Source organism: Pantoea allii, from assembly GCF_002307475.1.
Taxonomy (GTDB): Bacteria; Pseudomonadota; Gammaproteobacteria; order Enterobacterales; family Enterobacteriaceae; genus Pantoea; species Pantoea allii.
In genome coordinates this window covers 1-22,237 of record NZ_NTMH01000051.1, presented here as the reverse complement: position 1 = coordinate 22,237, position 22,237 = coordinate 1, and the positions used below count along the sequence as shown (strand labels likewise).

18 protein-coding genes are annotated in these 22,237 nt (G+C 54.2%); 14 read left to right on the top strand and 4 right to left on the bottom strand.

Annotated features, from left to right (window positions below):
* The gene (locus tag CMR03_RS22165; RefSeq protein WP_063877547.1) at positions 1-1,074 is read left to right on the top strand and encodes a sn-glycerol-3-phosphate import ATP-binding protein UgpC; all 1,074 of its coding nucleotides are present in this window, start codon (positions 1-3) and stop codon (positions 1,072-1,074) included.
* Positions 1,071-1,814, top strand: coding sequence for a glycerophosphodiester phosphodiesterase (gene ugpQ / locus CMR03_RS22160; RefSeq protein WP_096012671.1), 744 nt, complete (start codon positions 1,071-1,073; stop codon positions 1,812-1,814). Before CMR03_RS22165 ends, ugpQ begins: the two co-directional genes overlap by 4 nt.
* Here ugpQ and CMR03_RS22155 read toward each other — a convergent pair.
* Entirely contained in the window at positions 1,811-2,107 is a 297-nt protein-coding gene (locus tag CMR03_RS22155; RefSeq protein WP_096012670.1) for a DUF2756 domain-containing protein, read from the bottom strand. The genes ugpQ and CMR03_RS22155 overlap by 4 nt on opposite strands.
* A gap of 203 nt (positions 2,108-2,310) precedes the next feature.
* On the opposite strand from CMR03_RS22155, the gene ggt reads away from it, so the two are divergent.
* Positions 2,311-4,062 carry a gamma-glutamyltransferase gene (gene ggt, locus CMR03_RS22150; RefSeq protein WP_096012669.1) on the top strand — a complete coding sequence of 584 codons (1,752 nt, stop codon included), beginning with the start codon at positions 2,311-2,313 and terminating at the stop codon, positions 4,060-4,062.
* 33 nt (positions 4,063-4,095) lie between these two features.
* On the opposite strand, the gene CMR03_RS22145 is transcribed toward ggt, so the two are convergent.
* Positions 4,096-4,590 carry a GNAT family N-acetyltransferase gene (locus tag CMR03_RS22145; RefSeq protein ID WP_096012668.1) on the bottom strand — a complete coding sequence of 165 codons (495 nt, stop codon included), beginning with the start codon at positions 4,588-4,590 and terminating at the stop codon, positions 4,096-4,098.
* On the opposite strand from CMR03_RS22145, the gene CMR03_RS25135 reads away from it, so the two are divergent.
* The 5 genes from CMR03_RS25135 to gntU all read left to right on the top strand — a co-directional run bounded on the left by CMR03_RS25135 (position 4,589) and on the right by gntU (position 8,763).
* Positions 4,589-4,867: a hypothetical protein gene (locus CMR03_RS25135; protein ID WP_128604220.1), complete on the top strand. Its 279-nt coding sequence runs from the start codon at positions 4,589-4,591 to the stop codon at positions 4,865-4,867. The two genes, CMR03_RS22145 and CMR03_RS25135, sit on opposite strands and share 2 nt — an antisense overlap.
* Positions 4,868-4,952: 85 nt before the next feature.
* Positions 4,953-5,648 carry a pirin family protein gene (locus tag CMR03_RS22140; RefSeq protein ID WP_063877541.1) on the top strand — a complete coding sequence of 232 codons (696 nt, stop codon included), beginning with the start codon at positions 4,953-4,955 and terminating at the stop codon, positions 5,646-5,648.
* Between the two features lie 100 nt (positions 5,649-5,748).
* The gene (gene gntR / locus CMR03_RS22135; RefSeq protein WP_063877540.1) at positions 5,749-6,744 is read left to right on the top strand and encodes a gluconate operon transcriptional repressor GntR; all 996 of its coding nucleotides are present in this window, start codon (positions 5,749-5,751) and stop codon (positions 6,742-6,744) included.
* 138 nt (positions 6,745-6,882) lie between these two features.
* Positions 6,883-7,419, top strand: a complete 537-nt coding sequence (gene gntK, locus CMR03_RS22130) for a gluconokinase (protein ID WP_063877539.1) — start codon at positions 6,883-6,885, stop codon at positions 7,417-7,419.
* 3 nt (positions 7,420-7,422) lie between these two features.
* Entirely contained in the window at positions 7,423-8,763 is a 1,341-nt protein-coding gene (gntU, locus tag CMR03_RS22125; protein WP_096012667.1) for a gluconate transporter, read from the top strand.
* 44 nt (positions 8,764-8,807) lie between these two features.
* On the opposite strand, the gene CMR03_RS22120 is transcribed toward gntU, so the two are convergent.
* Entirely contained in the window at positions 8,808-9,401 is a 594-nt protein-coding gene (locus CMR03_RS22120; RefSeq protein ID WP_063877537.1) for a YhgN family NAAT transporter, read from the bottom strand.
* Between the two features lie 219 nt (positions 9,402-9,620).
* Here CMR03_RS22120 and asd point away from each other — a divergent pair, with 219 nt between their 5' ends.
* Positions 9,621-10,730 (top strand): aspartate-semialdehyde dehydrogenase, encoded by a 1,110-nt coding sequence (gene asd, locus CMR03_RS22115; protein WP_063877536.1) that lies wholly within the window; start codon positions 9,621-9,623, stop codon positions 10,728-10,730.
* 11 nt (positions 10,731-10,741) lie between these two features.
* On the opposite strand, the gene CMR03_RS25130 is transcribed toward asd, so the two are convergent.
* On the bottom strand, positions 10,742-10,978 hold the full coding sequence (locus tag CMR03_RS25130; RefSeq protein ID WP_128604221.1) for a hypothetical protein: 237 nt from the start codon (positions 10,976-10,978) through the stop codon (positions 10,742-10,744).
* 664 nt (positions 10,979-11,642) lie between these two features.
* Between CMR03_RS25130 and glgB the strand changes: the two genes are divergently transcribed.
* The 5 genes from glgB (at position 11,643) to glgP (ending at position 21,071) form a co-directional block, all read left to right on the top strand.
* Entirely contained in the window at positions 11,643-13,826 is a 2,184-nt protein-coding gene (glgB, locus tag CMR03_RS22110; protein ID WP_096012666.1) for a 1,4-alpha-glucan branching enzyme, read from the top strand.
* The gene (gene glgX, locus CMR03_RS22105; RefSeq protein ID WP_164484308.1) at positions 13,823-15,802 is read left to right on the top strand and encodes a glycogen debranching protein GlgX; all 1,980 of its coding nucleotides are present in this window, start codon (positions 13,823-13,825) and stop codon (positions 15,800-15,802) included. The genes glgB and glgX overlap by 4 nt, the downstream gene beginning before the upstream one ends.
* 13 nt (positions 15,803-15,815) lie before the next feature.
* Positions 15,816-17,108 carry a glucose-1-phosphate adenylyltransferase gene (glgC, locus tag CMR03_RS22100; RefSeq protein ID WP_063877533.1) on the top strand — a complete coding sequence of 431 codons (1,293 nt, stop codon included), beginning with the start codon at positions 15,816-15,818 and terminating at the stop codon, positions 17,106-17,108.
* 63 nt (positions 17,109-17,171) lie between these two features.
* A complete protein-coding gene (gene glgA, locus CMR03_RS22095; RefSeq protein WP_063877532.1) occupies positions 17,172-18,605 on the top strand; it encodes a glycogen synthase GlgA in 1,434 nt (477 codons plus the stop codon).
* An 18-nt stretch (positions 18,606-18,623) separates the two neighbouring features.
* On the top strand, positions 18,624-21,071 hold the full coding sequence (glgP, locus tag CMR03_RS22090) for a glycogen phosphorylase (protein WP_096012664.1): 2,448 nt from the start codon (positions 18,624-18,626) through the stop codon (positions 21,069-21,071).
* Positions 21,072-22,237 lie beyond the last annotated feature (1,166 nt).

Here is a 22,237-nt window from a genome sequence, read left to right as displayed (position 1 = left end):
ATGGCAGGCGTAACCCTTCAGGCGGTGACCAAGTCTTACGACGGTAAAAATCAGATCATCCAACCGCTCAACGTCACGATTAATGACGGTGAGTTTATGGTTATGGTTGGCCCCTCCGGCTGCGGCAAATCCACGCTGTTGCGCATGGTCGCCGGACTCGAACGGGTAACCTCTGGTGATATCTATATAGCCGATAAACGCGTGACCCATGAAGAGCCGAAAGATCGCGGCATTGCCATGGTGTTCCAAAACTATGCGCTCTATCCCCATATGTCCGTTGAAGAGAACATGGCCTATGGCCTGAAAATTCGCGGCATGAGCAAAGAACAGGTTCGTCAACGGGTGCTGGAAGCCGCGCGGAGCCTGGAGCTGGATCATCTGCTGACGCGCCGTCCACGCGAGTTATCCGGTGGGCAGCGCCAGCGCGTTGCCATGGGACGCGCCATTGTGCGTGAGCCAGCCGTCTTTCTGTTTGATGAGCCACTCTCTAACCTTGATGCCCGACTGCGCGTTCAGATGCGGCTGGAGCTTCAGCAGCTGCATCGTCGTTTGCAAACCACCAGCTTATACGTGACGCACGATCAGGTAGAGGCGATGACGCTGGCCCAGCGCGTTATGGTCATGAATAAAGGGATTCTTGAGCAGATCGGCACACCGGTTGAGGTCTATGAACGACCAGCAAGCCAGTTTGTGGCTTCATTTATGGGTTCACCGGCCATGAATCTGATCCATGGCAATATCAGCCAGGATGGCTCACGCTTTACGGTTGATGCCTCTCACGGCATCGCCGTTGGCGAGGGGAAAGCGAAGTGGGCCAATCGTCCTGTGGTACTGGGCGTCCGACCCGAACATATTCAGATCACCAGCCAGGAGCAGGGCGGCATTCCGTTCCGGGTGGAAACCCTGGAAATGTTGGGCGCGGATAATCTGGCACACGGCCGCATCGGTGAGGCGCGTTTAGTGGTACGCTTGCCACACAGCGAGCGCCCTGAAGCAGGCAGTACCTTATGGTTACATCTGCCTGTAGGGTCGCTACATTTCTTCGATTCAACGCACGGGAAACGTCTGGAATGAGCAAAAAACTGTGGCCTTATCCGTCGATCGTCGCCCATCGTGGCGGTGGCAAACTCGCCCCGGAAAATACTCTTGCGGCGATTGATGTGGGGGCAAAATATGGCCATCTGATGATTGAATTTGACGCCAAATTGTCGGCCGATGCGCACATCTTCCTGCTGCATGACGATACGTTAGATCGCACCAGTAACGGCTGGGGCGTTGCCGGTGAGCTGCTATGGGACAAGCTGTCGCAACTCGATGCTGGCAGTTGGTTTAGTGACGTCTTCCAGGGCGAAAAACTTGCCCGGCTGGATGAGGTGGCAGAACGCTGCCGTCAGCATGGCATGATGGCAAACATCGAAATTAAACCCACAACAGGAACGGACGCGGAAACCGGGCGCGCTATCGCTCAGGCAGCGGCAACGCTGTGGCAGGGGCAAACCTTGCCGCTGCTTTCTTCTTTTTCGTATGCGGCGCTGGAAGCCGCTATGCAGGCTGAGCCTCAGCTACCGCGTGGGCTGTTATCTCACAGTTGGGATACGGCATGGAAAGAGAAAACTCGCGCGCTGGACTGCACCTCAATTCATCTGAATCACAAGGTTTTAACCGAAGCGCGGGTGGCAGAGCTAAAAGAGGCCGATCTGCGTATTCTGGTTTACACCGTCAACAGCCCTGACCGGGCCAGAACGCTGCTGAAATGGGGCGTCGATGCCATCTGTACCGACAGCATCGACCTGATTGGCCCCGATTTTAGTTAATACGAATTCTGTTGAGTCTGTTGATTCTGCTGCTGGCCCGGCTGCGATTTAATTACGCGCTGCTGGGCACTGTCCCGCTGTTCCTGCAATTTCCGCTGTAAATCCTGGTTCTGACGCTGCTGGTCCTGCTGCAGTTTATTCTGCTGTTGCTGCGACTGATTGAGCATCTGCGTTTGCATTCGCTGCTGGCTGGGGTTATAGCCAGGTTGATTAGGATTGTTGGTCTTATTCAACATGTTTGCCATGCCGGTTAACGGCAACAGGGCGGCGAAAACCATAAGCCACTTTTTCATTTTTATCCTCCAGTAAACGACCGGATGCTGTGTGCGCATGCCCGAATCGGGTCACGGGGTCGTGCAGATAAGTTTATGCACGAGTTCAAATTACTGCTCCAGGAGTGCGCTGAATTTGCGTTACTTCTTGATATTCGACTGTGTTTGTAGTCAGTTACATAAAGAATAAAGAAATGTAAATAAAAGTGGGGAGTGGAAACAACATGATGATGCAAGGCAAACTTCGCCAGCTGGGCTGGTCATTATTGATGAGTTTTACTGTTGTGACCGGGGCGGGTGCCGCGCCGGTTCAGGCACCGCCAGTCTCTTATGGTATCGACAGCGATACGTTTCATCCGGTTAAGGCGCATAACGGTATGGTGGCCTCAGTGGATGCGCTGGCAACCCAGGTCGGCGTTGATATCCTGCGCCAGGGCGGTAACGCGGTGGATGCCGCCGTTGCGGTAGGTTTTGCGCTAGCGGTGACGCATCCGCAGGCGGGCAACCTGGGCGGTGGGGGCTTTATGCTGCTGCGCACGGCATCAGGACAGACCACGGCCATCGATTTCCGTGAAATGGCCCCGGCGGCGGCTTCACGCGACATGTTCCTGGATAAGGAGGGAAATGCCGATAGCAAGCTTTCACTCACTTCACATCTGGCCTCAGGTACGCCCGGCACCGTGGCGGGTTTTGCTTTAGCCGTCAACAAATATGGCACGCTGCCGCTCAGCAAGCTGCTGGCTCCCGCCATTAAACTGGCGCGTGACGGTTTTGTCGTCAACGATGCGCTGGCTGATGATCTGAAAACCTACGGAAAGGAAGTGCTGATCACGCATCCCAACAGCAAAGCCATTTTCTATAAGCCAGATGGCACGCCGTGGATAAAGGGCGACCGTCTGGTACAAAAAAATCTGGCCCACAGCTTACAGTTGATTGCTCAGCAAGGCCCGGATGCCTTCTATAAAGGGAAAATTGCCGATCAAATCGCTGCCGAAATGGCCCAGCATGGTGGGTTAATCAATAAAGCCGATTTAGCAGCCTATCACGCGGTTGAACGCAAGCCTGTCAGCGGCACCTATCGTGGCTATGAGGTGTTCTCCATGCCACCGCCTTCATCGGGCGGTATTCATATTGTGCAGATCCTCAATATCCTGGAAAATTTTGACCTGGGCAAAATGGGCTTCGGCAGTGCGGACGCGATGCAGGTTATGGCGGAAGCGGAGAAATATGCCTACGCGGACCGTTCAGAATATCTCGGCGACCCGGATTTCGTTAAGGTGCCGTGGCAGGCGCTGACCAGTAAAGCCTATGCGAAGTCCCTGGCGCAGCAGATTGATATTGCCAAAGCCCGCCCGTCCAGCGACATCAAGCCGGGTAAACTGGCTCCGTATGAAAGCAACCAAACCACCCATTTTTCGGTTGTGGACAAAAGTGGCAATGCGGTCGCTGTCACCTATACGCTTAACACCTACTTCGGCAGCGGTATCGTCGCCGGTAACAGCGGCATTCTGATGAATAACCAGATGGATGATTTCTCAGCCAAGCCGGGTACGCCAAATGTTTATGGGTTAGTCGGTGGCGAAGCCAATGCCGTGCAGGCCAGGAAACGTCCGCTCTCTTCGATGTCACCGACTATCGTGGCGAAAGACGGGAAAACCTGGCTGGTAACGGGCAGCCCTGGCGGTAGCCGCATTATCACGACGGTATTACAGATGGTGGTAAACAGCATTGATTACGGTATGAACGTGGCAGAGGCAACCAATGCTCCACGCTTCCATCACCAGTGGCTGCCCGATCAACTGCGGGTTGAGAAGGGGTTCAGCCCGGATACCTTGCGGTTGCTGGAAGCCAAAGGTCAGCATGTGAAAGTTCTGCCGTCGATGGGCAGTACACAAAGTATTATGATTGGACCTGACGGAACGCTCTACGGGGCTTCTGATCCGCGCTCTGTAGACGATCTGAGTGCAGGATATTGATTTAAAAGGGCAACCTTGGGGTTGCCCGTCACGCTATACTTTCAGTCTCGCCATATAATGTGTATCAATCATGGCACCGTCGCGCATGGCATAGCCTTGCGCGGTGCCTTCAATCCGGAAACCGAACGCGTGATAGAGCTCTATCGCTTTGTCATTGTCGGTAAATACCGAGAGTTCAATACGCGTAATCTGTAGCCAGTTGTCGCACAGATCGATCATGGCCGCCATCAGAGCTTTGCCAATGCCCCGACGATGAAACGCCGGATCGACGCCCATTCCTAGGGTGGCACAGTGCCGACGCCGCGCAGCCGTCATGGCCTCAAGCGTCAGTTGCCCAACAACCTGCTCATCGAGACACGCCACGAGCATATGTACGCCCGCGCGCGGATGGCTAAGTTTTTGCTCCCACAGCGTGGGTGATGGATAGGGCAAGTGCAGCGTCGCCGCCTGGGTCTCCGGCTGACTATAGAGGCGCGTTAATGCGGGCGCATCCGTGGGAATGGCATGACGGATGGTCACTGGGCTCATGGCTATTTTCCTTGTGGGTGGCGCGATAAACCCTTTAAACATCAAGGAATTCACGTTGGACGTCAATGAAAATAATGCGCAAAAAGACTTTACAGACGCGAATGATAATGATTATTATTGCTATGCGTTCTCCGGTGTCAGCGACACTTTAGAAAGCACGACATTGCTCACATTGCTTCCAGTATTATTTAGCCAGCCACGTGCTGGCTTTTTTTTGCCCACTCTCCGCGACACCTTCTTCAGCGCCTTTCAACAACCCTTCATTCAATGTTCATAATTTTTGAACAGAGAGGTGAAGTTTTTCAGCTATCAATCTTTTCCACCTGATACCACACTATAAAAAACATTGAGGAGATTTGAACATGATCTATTTACGTAAAGCTGAAGAACGTGGTCACGCGAATCATGGCTGGCTGGACAGCTGGCATACTTTTTCATTTGCCAACTATCACGACGCGAATTTTATGGGCTTCTCGGCGTTGCGCGTCATTAACGAAGACGTGATCGACCCGGGCCAGGGCTTTGGTACGCATCCCCATAAAGATATGGAAATTTTGACCTATGTGTTGTCGGGTACGGTTGAACATCAGGACAGCATGGGGAATAAAGAGCAGATTCCGGCGGGCGAATTTCAGATTATGAGTGCCGGTACGGGCGTGCGTCATTCAGAATATAACGCCAGCAAAACCGAACCCCTGCACCTTTATCAAATCTGGATTATTCCAGAGCGCACCGGTATTGAGCCGCGCTACGCTCAGCGTCGCTTCCCGGACGTACAGGGCCGTCAGTTTATTCTGACGCCGGACGCGCGTGACGGCTCGCTCAAAGTCTGGCAGGACATGACATTGTCGCGCTGGGTGTTTGCTGCGGGTGATAGCGACAGCGTGACTCTTGATGCGGGCCGCCGTATCTGGGTCCAGGTCGTGAAGGGCGAGGTGAAAGTGAATGGTCAGCCAGCTTCAAACAGCGATGCCTTTGCCGTCTGGGATGAAAGCCGTCTTGTGCTTGAGGCCGACAGCGACGCAGAAGTTCTGCTGTTTGATCTGCCGCCGGTGTAAGGCTGTGTGGGGCGGGCATATCTCGCCCCACTGGCAATCTGGCCGTAAAAAAGTGATAGACTCGTCGTAATTTGCTTTCAGGTCTACCCAGGCGCTTACGATGAAGAAGAAAAGACCGGTTTTACAGGACGTTGCCGATCGTATCGGTATCACCAAAATGACTGTCAGTCGTTATCTGCGCAATCCCGATCAAGTGTCTGTTGCGCTGGGGGAAAAGATTGCCGTGGCGCTGGATGAACTGGGTTACATCCCGAATCGTGCCCCTGATATGCTTTCGAATGCGACCAGCCGGGCCATTGGCGTGTTACTGCCTTCCCTGACCAATCAGGTTTTCGCCGACGTACTGCGTGGCATTGAAGCCGTTACCGATGAAGCCGGTTACCAGACGCTGGTGGCGCACTTTGGCTATAACCCGGAAAAAGAGGAGCGCCAGCTCCGTTCGCTGCTGGGCTGGAACATCGACGGCGTTATTCTCACGGAGCGTACCCATACGCCGGGAACGTTGCGCATGCTGGAAGTGGCCGGTATTCCGGTTATTGAAATGATGGACAGCGTCACCCCCTGTCTTGATATGGCGGTGGGCTTTGACAATGTCGAAGCGGCCCGGCAAATGACGCTGGCGATTTTAAACAAAGGTCATCGGCACACCGTTTATCTGGGCGCGCGCCTGGATGAGCGTACGCTGCAAAAGCAACGTGGTTATGAAGCCGCAATGCGTGAAGCCGGCTTAACGCCGCGCAGCGTGATGATGGAAGAAGCCTCTTCTTTTAGTGCGGGTGGCGATCTCCTGCGTGAAGCGCAGCGCCGTTATCCCCAAACAGACAGCCTGTTCTGCACCAATGATGATTTGGCGGTTGGCGCGATGTTTGAGTGCCAGCGACAGGGCCTTAAGGTGCCTTCTCAGATGGCGATTGCTGGCTTCCACGGCCATGATATTAGTCAGGTTGTGACGCCACAGCTGGCGACCGTATTAACGCCACGTGACCGAATGGGACGTGAGTCTGCCGCGTTGTTACTGGCGCGTATCGCCGGTGAACACAGCGTCACCCAACCGCTGGATATCGGATTTGAGATTCTGGAAGGTGGCAGTATCTGATTAACACGATTTTATGAGTCAGCTCACACTTTAACGCTTTGTGAAGTAAAAAGGTTGCCAGCGTGTAATACCGCCAGGACAATGTCATCCATCATTGTTATCGGTAACATGGCAAGCTGAACTTGCCGGAGTGAAAAAATGACAACGCAATCCACGCCACATCACGTCTTTATTCTGATGGGTGTTTCAGGCAGCGGTAAATCCGTTGTCGCCAACCAGGTTTCCCACCAGTTAAATACCGCTTTTCTGGATGGTGATTTCCTCCATCCGCGCGCCAATATTCTGAAGATGGCAGAAGGTCATCCGCTGAATGATGATGACCGTTTGCCATGGTTACAGGCGCTGAACGATGCGGCTTTCGCCATGCAGCGGACTCAGGCCATCTCGATCATCGTCTGTTCTGCATTGAAAAAGCATTACCGCGATATTCTGCGCCAGGGCAATGACAACCTGCGTTTTGTCTATCTGAAAGGGGATTTCGATACCATCGAATCCCGCCTGAAAGCGCGCAAAGGCCACTTCTTTAAGCCGCAAATGCTGGTAACACAGTTTGCCACCCTGGAAGAGCCGGGCAGTGACGAGACAGATGTGCTGGTCGTGGATATCGCGAACCCGCTGGACGAGGTTGTGGCGGCTACGGTTGCGACTATCAAGGACGCTATCAATCAAGGCTAGGCCATGAATACCGCGACACTTATTTTGACCGCAGCAGGCTCTGTCCTGCTGCTGCTTTTTCTGGTGATGAAAGCCCGTATGCATGCCTTTCTCGCCCTGATGGTGGTATCGGTCGGGGCCGGGCTGTTATCCGGTATGCCACTGGAGAAAATTGCAGAAACCATGCAGAAAGGGATGGGCGGTACGCTGGGCTTTCTGGCTATCGTGGTGGCGCTGGGCGCGATGTTTGGCAAAATCCTGCATGAAACCGGGGCCGTTGACCAGATTGCCATTCGCATGCTGAAAACCTTTGGCGAAAACCGCGCTCACTTTGCCATGGGCATCGCCGGGTTAATCTGCGCCTTACCGCTCTTCTTTGAAGTCGCCGTGGTGCTGCTCATCAGCATCGCTTTCGCCGTTGCGCGACGCACGGGCGACAATCTGGTGAAGCTGGTGATTCCGCTGTTTGCCGGTGTGGCGGCCGCCGCGGCCTTTCTGCTGCCGGGACCGGCGCCCATGCTGTTAGCCTCGCAAATGCATGCAGATTTCGGCTGGATGATTTTAATCGGCCTGTGTGCCGCCCTGCCTGGGATGCTGATTGCAGGACCGCTGTTTGGTAATTTTATTGCTAAGCGCGTGTCGTTCAGCGCGCCACCTGAAGATCATCAGCCCGATATTGATGAAAACAAGCTGCCCTCTTTTGGTTTCAGCCTGTCCTTAATCCTGTTTCCTTTGGTGCTGGTTGGACTCAAAACCATTGGCGCGCGCTTCACCCCCGAAGGCTCCACGCTTTACCAGTGGCTGGAGTTCATCGGACATCCTTTCATCGCCATTCTGCTGGCCTGCCTGGTTGCCATTTACGGCCTGGCTTATCGTCAGGGCATGGACAAAGAGAAAGTGATGCAGATATGCGGCAGCGCCCTGCAGCCTGCGGGCATTATTTTGCTGGTGATTGGTGCGGGCGGCGTCTTTAAACAGGTGCTGGTCGATTCTGGCGTCGGGCCGGTGCTGGGGAATGCCCTGACCGGTGCTGGTCTGCCCGTTGCGCTGGCCTGTTTTATTCTGTCAGGCGCGGTGCGTGTGATTCAGGGATCGGCAACGGTTGCCTGTCTGACGACGGTAGGGTTAATCATGCCTGTGATTGAGCCGCTGCATTATAACGGCGCGCAGCTGGCGGCCTTATCCATTTGTATCGGTGGCGGTTCCATTATTATCAGCCATGTTAACGATGCAGGCTTCTGGCTGTTTGGGCGATTTACCGGGGCGACAGAAGGGGAAACCTTAAAGACATGGACGCTCATGGAAACCATTTTGGGCACCGTCGGTGCCGTCGTGGGCATGATCGCGTTCACGCTGCTTTCCTGATGCGTTTCAACCGGGCAGGGCTGCCCGGTTGAAACCGGCCATCGCTATAACTTCAGATACACGCGAATCCCATCTAAAAACATCTGCGTTGCCAGCATAATCAGAATCAATCCCATCAGGCGCTCCAGCGCGTTTACGCCTTTATCTCCCAGCAGGCGAAGAAACAGCCCCGATAACAGCAGAATCATGACCGTCACGCCCCAAGCAATCAGCAGTGCCCCCACCAGATGCGACATTTGATGAGGATACTGATGCGACAGCAGCATCAGGGTCGCCAAGAGTGAGGGGCCGGCGACCAGGGGAATCGCCAGCGGCACCAGAAAAGGTTCCTCTCCGGCAGGTAAGCCTGTGCTGCTGCTTTCAGGGGACGGGAAAATCATTTTGATGGCGATTAAAAACAGGATAACGCCACCGGAAATAGACACGGTTTCGGTGCGCAGGTTTAGAAAGGCCAGGATTCGCTCGCCGGTAAACAAAAACAGCAACATGATAATGAGCGCAATCAACATTTCGCGAATAAGCACAACTCGCCGACGTTTCGGTTCCAGATGCTTTAAAACCGACATAAAAATCGGCAAATTGCCTAATGGATCCATTATTAACAACAATAATATTGTTGCCGAGATCATTTCAGTCATTCGTTTTAGGTCTTCTCGTTATAGATAAAGTCAGGTTATTAGCACTGTTGCTGAAAAAGTTGGCCTGATTACATTAATTCACTTGCCAGAAAAGCTGCATTTTGTAGAGTTAATCAACACAGGCAATGCTGATTATTACGCAGAGTGGCGTGAGAGTACCACGACACTTTTCCCTTCGATAAGAAAGTCAGGTGTAGATCATCCTGAAACGGACATGACATGAAGAATGTAGGTTTAGTTGGTTGGCGCGGAATGGTTGGCTCAGTGCTGATGTCCCGCATGAGCGAAGAGCGTGATTTTGATGTGATCAATCCGGTCTTCTTCTCCACTTCACAGCACGGTGAGGCGGCCCCGGCATTTGCCGGTAAACAGCAGGGGACATTGCAGGACGCTTTTGATATTGAGGCGTTGAAGGCGCTGGATATCATTATTACCTGCCAGGGCGGCGACTATACCTCTGAGGTCTATCCAAAGCTGCGTTCCAGCGGCTGGAACGGTTACTGGATTGATGCGGCCTCCACGTTACGCATGAAAGACGATGCCATCATTATTCTGGACCCGGTTAACCACCAGGTTATCCGTCAGGGCATCGACAGCGGCGTGAAAACCTTTGTGGGCGGCAACTGCACCGTCAGCCTGATGTTAATGTCGCTGGGCGGCCTGTTTGCGCAGGATCTGGTGGAGTGGGCGTCCGTGGCAACGTATCAGGCTGCCTCTGGCGGCGGTGCGCGTCATATGCGTGAACTGTTAACGCAAATGGGCATGTTGCACGATCACGTCGCCACCTCTCTGCAAAATCCGGCTTCAGCGATTCTGGATATCGAGCGTAGCGTAACGGATTTCACTCGCTCCGGCACATTGCCGACGGATAACTTCGGCGTGCCGTTAGCGGGCAGCCTGATTCCCTGGATCGATAAGCAACTCGAAAACGGTCAGAGCCGCGAAGAGTGGAAAGGCCAGGCTGAAACCAACAAGATTCTGGCAACCCAACGCGTGATTCCTGTCGACGGGCTGTGCGTCCGCGTGGGTGCGCTGCGCTGCCATAGCCAGGCCTTTACGCTGAAGCTTAAAAAGGACCTGCCGCTGGCGGAAATCGAGCAACTGCTGGCCGCCCATAATGAATGGGTGAAAGTGGTGCCTAACGACCGTGAGATCACGATGCGTGAACTCACGCCTGCCGCCGTTACCGGCACGTTGAGCACGCCGGTCGGTCGTCTGCGCAAACTGAATATGGGGCCAGAATACCTTTCTGCCTTTACCGTGGGCGACCAGTTGCTTTGGGGCGCGGCTGAGCCACTGCGTCGTATGTTGCGCCTGCTAATCGACTAAATCTGAATTACCTATAAGACCGGGCTTTCCCGGTCTTTTTCCCACAAATCACTGCAAACCGTTCTACCGTTACGATCACGAAGTGATCCGCTTCCCCTTTTTGCCTGTTTAGAAATAAATTTTTGCTTTTCTGCACTGATAACGTCCGCCATCAAGCTATCCTTTAACAAAGGCGTAACGTGAGTTAAGGATTTTGTTTTATCAACGACAGGGTTGGCGTAGTGGGTAAAGCGACGTTGACAAGACATGATGCGGTGCCGTTTTTAGCAACGTGCATCGGTCACGCGAGGCGACAAAAAGCGTCTCTCGCTGGCAACACACCAACAACTGTGACTGTTTTACTCTGCGCTGAAACTGACGGGTGAAATGCTTATGAGGCAGAAGGCCTCAGCACGGCAGACTGGCGGGCAGTGAAACGTTCCTCTCTCAGTCTGGCCTCTCCTGGCAAAAATGATGCGGTAAACGTGCTGATTTATCCTTGCAGGAGAAAAACGCCGTATTTTATTAAAGAATGTGAAACGCAGATCCGCTATACATAAATATCCTTTAATGGTGTACCCGATTCGCGCAGAAACGACGGTGACGGGTTTTCAACCTTAAACCGGACGGAATGCAAGCAGCACAAGTCGGCAAATCACGTTTAAGGTAGACGGCATCCGCCTGAGACGTCGCGTGAATATCATTTAAGGTCTGGGTCGTTGCCGGACAAGTGTCTGGCGCAACTTCGGGCCTTGCATCAAGCAGACAGGCTTAATGCGAACTGGTTGTGATTCAAGGAGGCGCGTGGTGACAGGCGTTTCGTTCTGGCACCCACGCCGCTGTACTCATGGCTCAATGAAGAGCAGCGCACGAGACTCGCGATAAATCTGCATCGTGGTCTTTTCGCCTGCCAACTATCACAGGAAGAAAGTCATGTCAGAGCTACCCGATCGCCAGGCGATCAATGCCCTTTTTGCGGGTAATTATTCCGACCCCTTTTCACTACTAGGGATGCACAAAACAGACAACGGACTCGAAGTGCGGGCGCTGCTTCCTGAAGCACTTGAAGTCTGGGTCATTGAAACCTCAACAGGGCGCAAACTTGTCCAACTGAAGTGCGATGATTCCCGTGGCTTTTTCAGTGGCGTGGTGCCTCGCCGTAAAAATCCTTTTCGCTATCAACTGGCGGTTAACTGGCATGGCCAGCAAAATCTGATTGATGATGCTTATCGTTTTGGCCCGTTGTTACAAGAGATGGATTTGTGGTTATTGGGGGAAGGCACTCACCTGCGACCTTATGAAACCTTAGGTGCGCACGGCGATGTGATCGATGGTGTCATTGGTACGCGGTTTTCTGTCTGGGCACCCAACGCACGCCGCGTCTCCGTTGTCGGTGATTTCAACTTTTGGGATGGCCGCCGCCATCCGATGCGTCTGCGTCAGGAGATGGGCGTCTGGGAGCTGTTTGTTCCCGGTGCCATTAACGGGCAACTCTATAAATTTGAAATCATCGATGCGCATGGCCAGTTACGCATCAAGGCCGATCCCTTAGCGTTTGAAGCCCAAATGCGTCCTCAAACCGCCTCAATGATTTGCGGCCTGCCAGAAAAGGTGGAGATGCCGGCCTCGCGCAGAGCGGCGAATGCGTTTGATAAACCCATCTCCATTTATGAAGTTCATTTGGGATCATGGCGTCGTCATACCGACGATAACTTCTGGCTCAGCTACAAAGAGCTGGCTGAGCAGCTCGTGCCCTACGTCAAAGAGATGGGTTTTACCCATATCGAATTGCTCCCCATCAACGAACATCCGTTTGACGGCAGCTGGGGCTATCAGCCGCTGGGTATGTATGCGCCAACACGACGTTTCGGCACCCGTGATGATTTCCGCTACTTTATCGAAAGCGCCCATGCGGCGGGGTTGAATGTGCTACTGGACTGGGTGCCGGGCCATTTTCCCAGCGATGACTTTGGCCTGGCGAAGTTTGATGGCACCGAACTGTATGAGCACAGCGATCCGCGCGAAGGTTATCATCAGGACTGGAATACACTGATTTACAACTTTGGCCGCCGTGAAGTCAGTAACTTCCTGGCGGGCAACGCGCTTTACTGGATGGAACGTTTTGGTATTGATGGCCTGCGTGTCGATGCCGTGGCCTCAATGATTTACCGCGATTACAGCCGCGCCGAGGGTGAGTGGATTCCCAATCAGTACGGTGGTCGGGAAAATCTCGAAGCCATTAATTTCCTGCGCTATACCAACCGTACGCTGGGGCATGTCGCACCTGGCTCCGTAACCATGGCTGAGGAGTCGACGGACTATCCTGGCGTCTCACGGCCCCCGGAAGGTGGCGGCCTGGGGTTCTGGTATAAGTGGAACCTGGGTTGGATGCATGACACGCTGGACTACATGAAGCTCGACCCGATACATCGCCGTTATCATCATAATCTGATGAGCTTCGGCATCATGTATAACTACAGCGAAAACTTCGTATTACCGCTGTCGCACGATGAAGTGGTGCACGGTAAACGATCTATCCTTGACCGCATGCCAGGCGATGCCTGGCAGAAATTTGCCAACCTGCGTGCCTATTACGGGTGGATGTGGGCTTTCCCAGGTAAAAAACTGCTGTTTATGGGCAATGAGTTCGCCCAGGGCAGAGAGTGGAATCACGATGTCAGTCTTGACTGGCACCTGCTGGAAGGCGAGGACAACTGGCATCACGGCGTGCAGCGTCTGGTACGCGACCTGAACCACACCTATCAATATTACACGCCGCTCCATCAGCTTGATTTTGATCCGTCAGGATTTGAATGGTTGGTGGTGGACGATGCTGAACATTCGGTCTTTGCTTTTGTTCGTCGTGACCGCGACGGCAACGAAGTGATCGTTGTCAGCAACTTTACGCCTGTGCCGCGCCCTGCTTATCGCTTTGGCGTTAATCAGGCTGGCAGCTGGCGCGAGGTGCTCAATACCGACCAACATGAGTACCACGGCAGCGACGTGCGTAATCATCTGGTGCACACCGATCAACAGGAAAGCCACGGTCGCCCGCAGTCACTGAGCCTGAATTTACCACCGCTCTCTACAGTATGGTTAGTGCGGGAGGGGGAATGACATTAGGTGCCGGACATCCCCAACCGCTGGGTGCGAGCTATGACGGGAAGGGCGTCAACTTTACGTTGTTCTCTCACCATGCTGAGCGCGTTGAACTGTGCCTGTTCGATGAGAATGGCATTGAGCAGCGCGTTGAACTCACTGACCGGAGCGGCGATATCTGGCACGGCTATCTTCCCGGACTCAAACCCGGACAGCGTTATGGCTATCGGGTACACGGGCCTTGGGCGCCCCAGCAGGGACACTTTTTTAATCCTGCCAAACTGTTAGTCGATCCCTGTGCCAGAGCGGTGCAGGGCGATGTACCCGATGATCCGCGTTTTCACTGTGGCTACGCTGAACCCGACAGTCGCGACAACGCCGCACTGGCACCGAAGTGTGTGGTGGTGACGGATGATTTCGACTGGCAAGGCGATATGCCGCCACGCACGTCATGGGGCCGCAGTGTCATTTACGAAGCGCACGTACGCGGTCTGACGCAGCAGCATCCCGGCATTCCAACAGCGTTGCGCGGCACCTATGCGGCGCTTGGCCATCCGGTGATGGTGGATTATCTGCTTAAGATGGGCATTACTGCTATTGAGCTACTGCCCATCGCCCACTTCGCCAGCGAACCCCGCCTGCTGCGTTTGGGCCTGATCAACTACTGGGGCTATAACCCTTTTGCGCTCTGGGCTGTCGATCCCCGTTATGCGTCTGGTCAGAACGGCTTGTCTCCGCTGCAGGAGTTCCAACAGGCGGTCAAACGCCTGCACGCTGCCGGTATTGAGGTGCTGCTGGATGTGGTGTTTAACCATACGGCAGAACTGGATGACACCGGGCCAACCCTTTCCTTTCGCGGCATTGATAACGCCAGCTATTACTGGCTGGACGATCAAGGCGCTTATCAGAACTGGACCGGCTGCGGCAATACCTTGAATCTCAGTCATCCGCAGGTCATGAACTGGATACTGGAGGCGCTGCGTTACTGGGTACGCACCTGCCACGTTGATGGTTTTCGTTTTGACCTTGCTCCCGTACTGGGACGCGAACCTGACTATCACCGTGACGCTGCCTTGTTTGAGGCCATTCGCGCCTGCCCAATCCTGTCAACGGTCAAACTGATCGCGGAACCCTGGGATATCGGCCCGGGTGGTTATCAGGTGGGAAAATTCCCTTCGCCTTTTGCAGAGTGGAACGATCAGTTTCGCGATACAGCCCGGCGTGCCTGGTTGCATGGCGATGTCACTAACGGTGATGTTGCCTGCCGGTTTGCCGCTTCAAGCGATCTTTTCCAGCATGACGATCGCAAGCCGCACGCGACCATCAATCTGATCACCGCCCATGATGGTTTTACGCTGCGCGACCTGGTGAGCTTCAATGGCAAACATAATGAAGCTAACGGTGAAGAAAACCGTGACGGGCACGGTAACAACTATAGTCACAATCATGGTACAGAAGGTCTGGAGAGCAGTGCTGAGGTGGCACAACGCCGTAGGCGCAGCATGGAAGGGCTGCTGACGACGTTGCTGCTTTCACAGGGAACGCCCATGTTGCTGGCAGGGGATGAACGCGGTCAAAGTCAGCAGGGTAATAACAATGCCTATTGCCAGGACAACCCGCTGAGCTGGATCAACTGGGACGAAGAAGAAAAAGGACTGGTCGATTTTACTGCATCGCTGATTCAACTGCGTAAGCGCATCCCGGCACTTACCTCGGATCGCTGGTGGCAGAACGATGACGGCAACGTTCAGTGGCTGGACGACCAGGGTAAACCTATAGAAGAAGATGGCTGGAAGCAGCGCGTGCGCAGGTTGCAAATTCTGCTCTCAGGCCACTGGTTAATAACAATAAATGCGACAGATTCGATATGTGATATCGCCTTACCAGACGGAGAATGGCAAGTCCTTCCTCCTTTCACCGGGGAAAGTTACCCCATCCGGTTAACTGTCTGGCATGGTCCCGCACACGCTGTGTGTGTGTTCCAAAAGCAATGATAAGGAGTCAGACATGGTCAAATTAGAAAGAGCAGAACATCTTATGCTGGCGCGCCAGCTCCCTACACAAACTGTTGCCCTTGTACTGGCTGGTGGACGCGGTACGCGTCTGGTGGATCTTACCGCTAAGCGTGCCAAGCCCGCCGTTCACTTTGGTGGTAAATTCCGTATTATCGACTTTGCCCTTTCCAACTGTGTTAACTCAGGCATTCGCCGTATTGGGGTCATTACGCAGTATCAATCTCATACGTTAACCCAACATATTCAGCGCGGTTGGTCTATCTTCAACGAAGAGATGAATGAATTTGTCGATCTGCTACCGGCTCAGCAGCGCTTTTCCACTGAGCAGTGGTATCGCGGTACAGCCGATGCCGTCACACAGAACCTCGATGTTATTCGGCGCTATGGCGCACAGTACGTGGTGATCCTTGCCGGCGATCATATCTACAAGATGGATTATTCAAGGATGTTGTTGGATCACGTGCTGAATGAAGCCCGGTGCACCATTGCCTGCCTGCCCGTACCGGTGCATGAGGCGACCGCATTTGGCGTGATGGCCGTAGACGAAAACAATAAAGTAATCGATTTCGTGGAGAAACCGCCGAAGCCACCGACCATGCCGGGTGACGACACAAAATCGCTGGCCAGTATGGGGATTTATGTGTTCGACGCCGATTACCTTTATGGCTTACTGGAAGACGATCTGAACGAGGCGGGTTCAAGCCACGACTTCGGCAAAGATATTCTGCCCAAAGTGGTCGCGAGTGGTGAGGGTTACGCCCATTCGTTTGCGATCTCTTGTGTGCAAAACGATCACGAGGCACCGCCTTACTGGCGGGATGTTGGGACGCTGGAAGCCTACTGGCGCGCCAACCTTGATTTGGCTTCAGTGACACCTGAACTGGATATGTACGACAGCACCTGGCCGATTCGTACGCACATGGAACCTTTGCCACCGGCAAAGTTTGTCCAGGACCGTTCTGGTAGCCATGGTATGACGATGAATTCACTGGTGTCTGGGGGCTGTATTATCTCGGGCTCGGTGGTGGTGAATTCGGTCATGTTTTCCCGCGTGCGGGTGAACTCATTTTGCAATATTGATTCAACGGTACTGCTACCTGATGTGGTAGTTGGCCGATCCTGTCGTCTGCGCCGCTGTGTCATTGACCGTGCTTGTGTGCTGCCAGAAGGGATGGTGATTGGTGAAAACCCTGATGAAGACAGCCGCCGTTTTTTCCGTTCAGAAGAAGGCATTGTACTGGTCACCCGCACCATGCTTGCCAAATTAAATAGTGCGGGATCATAAACGACAAGCGGCACACACCCAATCGGCACGAGGATCGTGCCTGGTAACTTAATGAGGTCGAGGATGCAGGTTTTACATGTCTGTTCAGAACTTTTCCCGCTGCTGAAAACGGGCGGGCTGGCTGATGTAGTCGGAGCATTACCTCAGGCACAAATTGCGGGTGGAACAGATACGCGTGTGTTATTGCCCGCGTTTCCTGCATTGCGTAAAGGAATACCGGATACTCAGGTGGTCGCGGAGCTGCAAACCTTTGCCGGTCCGGTTCGCCTGCTTTTTGGGCGCTTCGATGGGGTGGGCATCTATCTTATCGACGCCCCCGATCTCTACGATCGGCCGGGAAGCCCTTACCATGATGAATCGCAGTTTGCCTACGTCGACAACTATTTACGGTTTGCTTTACTGGGATGGATGGGCTGTGAGCTGGGCTGCGGGCTGGATAGCTACTGGCGGCCAGATATCGTTCATGCGCACGACTGGCATGCCGGCCTGACCTGTGCTTATCTGGAGGCACGCGGCCGACCGGCCAAATCTGTCTTCACCGTCCATAACCTGGCTTATCAGGGACTGTTCTCAGCGCACCATCTGGACGAGATTCAACTGCCGCGCGCCTTTTTTAATATGTTTGGCCTCGAATTCTTCGGTCAGATCTCTTACCTGAAAGCCGGCTTATTTTACGCCGATCACGTGACGGCGGTCAGCCCGACCTACGCGCATGAAATCACCACGCCAGAGTATGGCTATGGCATGGAAACGCTGCTGGCACAGCGCATGCGCGAAGGCCGGCTGAGTGGGGTTCTGAACGGGGTCGATCCAGCGATTTGGGACCCTTCACACGATCTCCTGCTGAGCTCCCGTTACAACCGGGATACGCTGGAAGCGAAAGCAGAAAACAAGCGCCAGTTACAGGTCGCGATGGGCCTGAAGGTCGATGACAAAGCACCGGTATTTGCCGTTATCAGCCGTCTGACCCGGCAAAAAGGGTTGGATTTGGTGCTGGAAGCGCTGCCGGGTTTACTGGCGCAGGGCGGACAGTTGGTGCTATTAGGGCAGGGCGATGCCGAGCTGCAGCAAGGCTTTCTGGCCGCGGCGGCGGAACATCCCGGCAGCGTAGGCGTACAGATTGGCTATCACGAAGCCTTTTCTCACCGTATTGTTGGCGGAGCCGACGTCATTATGGTGCCGAGCCGCTTTGAGCCCTGCGGTCTGACACAACTGTATGGACTGAAATATGGTACGTTGCCCTTGGTTCGCCGGACCGGCGGACTGGCTGATACGGTTAACGACAGCTCATTAGAAAATCTGGCAGATGGCATTGCCAGCGGCTTCAGTTTCGAAGACAGTAATGCCTGGTCACTGTTGAGGGCAATTCGTCGCGCGTTCGTATTGTGGTCTCGCCCTTCACTCTGGCGTTATGTGCAGCGTCAGGCGATGGGCATGGACTTTAGCTGGCAGGTCGCCGCACAAGCCTACCGCGATCTTTACCAACGTTTGTTGTAACGGACTGGGAAACAGAAAATGACGACACCATTCACTTACGCTTCACCTACGTTGACGGTTGATGCTTTAAAGCACTCAATTGCTTACAAGCTGATGTTCACCATTGGTAAAGACCCTTCAATTGCTAACAAACATGAGTGGCTGAATGCTGCGCTGCTTGCCGTGCGCGATCGCATGGTCGAGCGCTGGCTGCGTTCTAACCGCGCTCAACTTTCTCAGGACGTTCGTCAGGTTTATTATCTGTCGATGGAATTCCTGATGGGCCGCACACTGGGCAATGCGCTGTTGGCCATGGGGATCTACGACGATCTCAATATGGCGCTGGACGAAATGGGTCTCGATCTGGCCGAGCTGATGGAAGAAGAGAACGATCCTGGGCTGGGTAACGGTGGTTTAGGCCGCCTGGCTGCCTGCTTCCTGGATTCTCTGGCGACGCTGGGCATGCCAGGACGCGGCTATGGCATCCGTTATGATTACGGCATGTTCAAACAGAACATTGTCGATGGCGAGCAGAAAGAATCCCCGGATTACTGGCTGGAATATGGTAACCCGTGGGAGTTTCAGCGTTTCAACACCCGCTATAAAGTCCGCTTCGGTGGTCGCCTTCAGCACGAAGGTGCCAAGGTGCGCTGGCTGGAAACCGAAGAAATTCTGGCCATGGCCTACGATCAAATTATCCCTGGCTACGACACAGACTCGACCAATACGTTACGCTTGTGGGGCGCGCAGGCCAGTAACGAAATCAACCTGGGTAAATTTAATCAGGGCGACTATTTTGCGGCAGTGGAAGATAAAAACCACTCAGAAAACGTGTCGCGTGTGCTCTATCCCGATGACTCGACCTATTCCGGCCGTGAACTGCGCTTGCGTCAGGAGTACTTCCTGGTGTCAGCCACCGTGCAGGATATCCTGAATCGTCACTGGATGATGCATCGTACCTGGGACAACCTGGCGGACAAAATTGCTATCCACCTCAATGACACGCACCCGGTATTGGCTATTCCGGAATTCATGCGCTTATTGATTGATGAGCACAAGTTTACCTGGGATGATGCGTTTGATGTGTGCTGCCAGGTGTTCTCTTACACCAACCATACGTTAATGAGCGAAGCGCTGGAAACCTGGCCGATCGATATGATCGGTAAGATCCTGCCGCGTCACCTCAGCATTATTTTTGAAATTAACGACTTCTTCCTGAAAACGATTCAGGAATACTACCCTGATGACTGGGATCTGCTGGCGCGTATTTCAATCATTGATGAGAACGACGGACGCCGTGTACGTATGGCCTGGCTGGCTGTGGTCGTCAGCCATAAAGTTAACGGCGTTTCTGAGCTGCACTCGAACCTGATGGTTCAGTCCCTGTTTGCTGATTTCTCCCGTCTGTTCCCTGGCCGTTTCTGTAACAAAACCAACGGGGTGACACCGCGTCGTTGGCTGGCGCTGGCTAACCCGCCGCTGTCAGAATTACTGGACGAACAAATCGGTCGTAACTGGCGTACAGACTTAAGCCAGCTCAGCGAGCTGAAGACGTGTGTTGATTACCCGGCGTTTATTGAGAAAGTGGCGGAAGCCAAACTCGAAAACAAAAAGCGTTTAGCGACCTGGGTAGCGAAGAATCTGGATGTTGTTATCGATCCGAATGCGCTGTTTGATGTGCAGATTAAGCGCATTCATGAGTACAAGCGTCAGCTACTTAACGTTTTGCACGTGATTACGCGCTACAACCGCATCAAGGCCGATCCTGACGCCGAGTGGGTACCGCGTGTTAACATTTTTGCGGGTAAAGCGGCATCGGCTTACTACGTTGCCAAGCACATTATTCATCTGATCAACGATGTGGCTAAGGTCATTAATAACGATCCGCAGGTTAAAAACAAACTGAAGGTCGTGTTTATTCCTAACTACAGCGTGAGCCTGGCGCAGATTATTATTCCTGCCGCCGATCTCTCCGAGCAGATTTCAACGGCAGGGACTGAAGCATCGGGCACCAGTAACATGAAGTTTGCGCTCAACGGTGCGCTGACTATCGGCACGCTGGACGGTGCTAACGTTGAGATGCTTGATCATGTGGGCAAAGAAAACATCTTCATTTTTGGTAATACCACGCCGCAGGTCGAAGCCTTGCGTAAAGCAGGCTATAACCCGCGTAAATACTATGAAGAAGATGCCGAGCTGCATCAGGTGCTGACTCAACTGGCCTCAGGTGTCTTTAGCCCGCAGGACCCTGGTCGCTATCGGAATCTGTTCGATTTGCTGGTTAACTTCGGCGATCACTATCAATTGTTAGCGGATTACCGCAGCTATGTGGATACCCAGGATAAGGTTGATGAGCTGTATCGCCAGCCGGATGAATGGCAGTACCGCGCGGCGATGAACATTGCTGGTATGGGCTATTTCTCGTCTGACCGTACGATTCAGGAGTACGCGGATGAGATTTGGAATATTTCACCGGTAAGGTTGTAGTTTGGCGGTAGCGTTTCTGCTCTGAGAGGATTCCGCCCGCCAGGCGTCGGGGAGTTTCAGCCTGTCCGTGCAGGCGGTCGGGTTAAGGGGCTTGCGCCAGCCCCTTAACAATCCCGGCGTCCGGCAGCCGTCGCTGTTCCTTCGTCACTCACTGCGGCCTGACGGACCGTCCGGATACGCCCTCCGTGGCGCAGCCGTCCTCGTCGCGGCATCCCTGCCGCGCCGTCCTGGCCTCCGTTCCTTCCTCAGCGCGCCGGATGCCTCCGGAAACCCCCGCCTGTGAGGACTTATTCCTCCTTTGGTTTGGCTCTGCCTGTGGGCAGGTGAATACGGTTTTGTATCGGACGTGTTCCGGCTGACATGCGGGAGGCGCTCTGATCCTGCTTCAGGGATGTTCTGCCTGTGAGGCGGTGGGGATGCGGTTTTGCTCTGAGCATATTCTGCCCGGCTGGGCGCTACGGTTTTGCACTGAGCATGTTCCGCCCGCCAGGCGGCGGGGAGTTTCAGCCTGTCCGAGCAGGCGGTTGGGCTAAGGGGCTCGCGCCAGCCCCTTAACAATCCCGGCGTCCGGCAGCCGTCGCTGTCCCTTCGTCACTCACTGCGGCCTGACGGACCGTCCGGATGCGCCCTCCGTGGCGCAGCCGTCCTCGTCGCGGCGTCCCTGCCGCGCCGTCCTGGCCTCCGTTCTTTCCTCAGCGCGCCGGATGCCTCCAGCAAACCCCCGCCTGTGAGGGCGTATATTTTTCCCAAAGACCGGCTTCGCCTGTCTGTTGTTAACATGCGTAATCAGAACTGAAGACAGGGAAGCCTGACGAAAATGAAAAAATGAACAGCAATAAGCTGTGATGCTTTTCTGGCATCTGAAGCGATGTTTTCTGACATCTGAAGCGACGCGGAAAGTCGTTTTGGCATTGGTATCAAAGCGGGGGAGTTGGGCCGGCCTTCCCGTCCCGCTGAGCGGATGCAGGATTTCCGGATGAGCCGACAGGACGTCGGCGAAAGTCAGGCCGCGCCAGGGACGGCGCGTCCTGACGGTCCGGCAGAAATCCTGAAGCCGCGAAGGGACCGCGCAGCGGCGGGTGGGCAGGACGGGAGCCCGGGGTCAAGGGGCCGCGGCGACTGGCGGCCCCTTGTCGGTCGCCCGCACGGGGCGGACTGAAACTGCC